Origin of the sequence: Acidovorax sp., from assembly GCF_046339755.1 — a bacterium.
Lineage (GTDB): Bacteria > Pseudomonadota > Gammaproteobacteria > Burkholderiales > Burkholderiaceae_C > Acidovorax.
In genome coordinates this window covers 1-2,929 of the sequence record NZ_JBKDTZ010000190.1, presented here as the reverse complement: position 1 = coordinate 2,929, position 2,929 = coordinate 1, and the positions used below count along the sequence as shown (strand labels likewise).

The 2,929-nt window shown below is 65.9% G+C and carries 3 protein-coding genes and 1 pseudogene; all 4 read left to right on the top strand.

Features of this window, described 5'->3' with window-relative positions; all coding sequences use genetic code 11:
* Positions 1 to 59: 59 nt before the first annotated feature.
* Positions 60 to 482 (top strand): hypothetical protein, encoded by a 423-nt coding sequence (locus tag ACK59X_RS15550; RefSeq protein WP_003060859.1) that lies wholly within the window; start codon positions 60 to 62, stop codon positions 480 to 482.
* Between the two features lie 66 nt (positions 483 to 548).
* The gene (locus tag ACK59X_RS15545; protein ID WP_003060860.1) at positions 549 to 944 is read left to right on the top strand and encodes a hypothetical protein; all 396 of its coding nucleotides are present in this window, start codon (positions 549 to 551) and stop codon (positions 942 to 944) included.
* 24 nt (positions 945 to 968) lie between these two features.
* The gene (locus ACK59X_RS15540; RefSeq protein WP_003060862.1) at positions 969 to 2,384 is read left to right on the top strand and encodes an ISL3 family transposase; all 1,416 of its coding nucleotides are present in this window, start codon (positions 969 to 971) and stop codon (positions 2,382 to 2,384) included.
* A gap of 15 nt (positions 2,385 to 2,399) precedes the next feature.
* A pseudogene (locus ACK59X_RS15535) lies at positions 2,400 to 2,684 on the top strand (alpha/beta hydrolase fold domain-containing protein); the annotation flags it as partial.
* Between the last annotated feature and the right edge of the window lie 245 nt (positions 2,685 to 2,929).

Below are 2,929 nucleotides of genomic sequence, written 5' to 3'. Positions count from 1 at the left end.
GGAACAGGTGACCATGCAGTATCCTCCTGAGTCGGATTTTCGTGTGGAAAGGAAACCAAGTGAAACTGCATCCTAAGACCGCCGCCCTTGTGGACCGGTTCGCCGCAGCTCTGAAGGAAAAACTCGCCGCCGCAGAGGAGAAGTACGGCTACTCCGACGGGTGGGCGACTGACGACTGGATGGGCGAGTGTCGCAAGGAACTGCGGAAGCACGTTGCAAAAGGGGACCCACTGGATGTGGCGGCCTACTGCGCATTCCTGTGGCATCACGGCGAGGCGACCACCGGCCCATGTCCGCACGCAGACTACTGCAACGAGACGGGCTCCTGCGCGAACGGATGCGATGACCGGATGCCTCGGCTGACGGACCAAGATGTGGCCGACTGCTTGGGTCGGTCGTTCGATGCGGCGGGGAATATCCTGCCCAGCACCTTCGCACGCGAGGTTCTCCGGGCGGCTCAAGTCTTGGTCCGAGAGAAGTGAATTGACTGCCTTTTTCTTCATCTGCGCAGCCCTGTACTGCGCGTGGTTCATCCTGAGGTTCCTGCTATGAACGAGAATTACGAGGGCGCGCTGGCCAAGATTGACGCTGCAAGGAAACTGGCCCGGCAGACGATGGCGAAGCATGGCAAAGAGGAGGTGTGCGACCCGCCAATGGGCATCGACACGCCCCAGAGGCCGGCGCTGCCGGCTTGGCAGGACGTGTTGGGCGCTGCCGAGCAGCTCGTCCGGCAGAAGCCCGCCTTCCCCAAGTACATCAAGGGCACGGTCTTGGAGAACGATGTGCCGGTGTGGATTGCCACCTTCACCCAGCAAATGCTGGTGCGCGAGCTGTCTCGCATCCGGGCTGTCATCGCTTCCGACCGCTGTGACGGTGATACCGACTACGCAGCGGGAGCCAACGCCGCCCGAGCCAAGTACCTCGCCGCCATTGACAAGCGGTGACCCCATCCACACGACAATCCGGGGATGACGGACATCCTCGACCTGAAGGGCTGGACGGTGCTGGGTCGCACCGAGGAGGACGGGGCGGACGTGCTGGAGGCGGAGTACCCGCTGCCCATGCCTACCGCCTGCCCAAAGTGCGGCACCCTCGACTGCATCTACCGGCACGGCACCAAAGCTACTACTTACGTCGACATTCCGATGCGCGGGAAGCCGGCCAAGCTGCGGGCGAAGGTCCAGCGATACCGGTGCACCTCCTGCAAGGAGACCTTCCTGCAGCCGCTGGGCGGCATCTTGGAGGGCCGGCGCATGACGGAGCGCTGCGCCACCTACATCAAGGCCCACAGCCTGCGGGACACCTTCACCCGCATCGCGGAGAACGTGGGGTGCGACGACAAGACGGTCCGGACGCTGGGGGCGGAGTACATGGCCGAACTGGAGGCCAGCCACCGGCCGGAGATGCCAGACTGGCTGGGCATCGACGAGACCCAAATCGACGGGAAGATGCGCTGCGTCCTGACGGACATCGGGGAGCGCCGCATCCTCGACATGCTGCCGGACCGGGACAAGGCGACCTTGGCGGGGTGGCTGCACCGGTTCAAGGACCGGCACTGGGTCAAGGGCGTGGCCATCGACATGTGGCGGCCGTACCGGGACGTGTCGCACCAGATGTTCCCTGGCCGACCGGTGGTCATCGACAAGTTCCACGTCGTCCGCATGGCGAACTACTGCATGGAGCGGGTCCGCATCCGGCTCCAGAAGCAGCGCAAGGCTGGCGAGCGGCGCCTGTGGCTCCAGTCCAAGGCGATGCTGAACATGCGGTACGCCAAGCTGGCCGAGAAGGGCCGGTTCAATCTGGACATGTGGCTGGCCAACGAGCCCGAGCTGGCCGCCGCCTACGGGCTGAAAGAGGCGTTCTACAACATCTACGACCTGCCCAAGGCGCAGGCCGTGGCGGCCTTCGACGCCTTCCCGGGGACCATCCCAGCCAGCCTGAAGGCGGACTTCAAGACTCTCACGACCGCCATGAAGAACTGGCGGACGGAGATTCTGGCGTACTTCGACCACCCCATCACCAACGCCTACACCGAGGCGCTGAACGGGGTCGCCAAGACCATCAACCGGCAGGGCCGGGGGTACACCTTCGAGGTGCTGCGCGCCCGTCTCCTGTACGGCAAGGGGCCGCTGGAGCCGTGGCGGCTGGCGACCGTCTACCCTGCCAACCCCACCCAGTTGCAGCTCCTGAAGCGGGAACAGGGCAACCGGTGCCAGAGCTGCGGCTGCGAGCTGGGACGGACCAAGGACGACAAGGCGAACGTGGTCGTTCTGGTGCGCGGCAACACCCGCCGGCAGCAGCTCATTTGCGGGCTGTGCAACGTCGGTTTCCACACGGAGGCACTCAATCACCGGAAGCCTCCTTCAACACAGAAATCCGGATAGCCGTGGTTCTGGGGGCACTACCAGCCGGACGCGGGCAAGCGATCGGACCCGAACGCCTCGCCGATGCACGCGAAGGACCTGTCGAAGGTGCCGCCCGGGATCATCGTGAGTGCGGGGCGCGATCCGCTGCGCGATGAAGGCGAGGCCTACGGCAAGCGCCTGAACGATGCGGGCGTTGCCACCGAAGTCGTGCGCGGCGAGGGACTCGTGCACGGCTTCCTGTCGATGATCAACTACGCGCCCAGCGCGGGCAAGGCGTTCGACAGGATGGCGGCCGCGATCGCGAAGGCGACTGGCTGACCGGAACGCGCCGTCCGACCCCGGAACGCGTCATCCCGACCCCCCGGAACGCGTCATCCCGCCTCCCCCGGAACGCGTCATCCCGGGCTTGACCCGGGATCGTGTGCGCCCGCAGGCCCACGACCCCGGGTCAAGCCCGGGGTGACAGCGCCGCACCCGTTTGAGCCACGGGTGACCCACCCGCGGGCCGGGCAATCCACCCCCCCGGCACGGGTAGGGTGGGGTCGAAGCGCGACGCGCGCGCC

Bases quoted from the DNA above. Each gene is read 5' to 3' on its own strand.
- ACK59X_RS15540 (WP_003060862.1), top strand. From the start codon at position 969: ATGACGGACATCCTCGACCTGAAGGGCTGGACGGTGCTGGGTCGCACC.
- ACK59X_RS15545 (WP_003060860.1), top strand. From the start codon at position 549: ATGAACGAGAATTACGAGGGCGCGCTGGCCAAGATTGACGCTGCAAGG.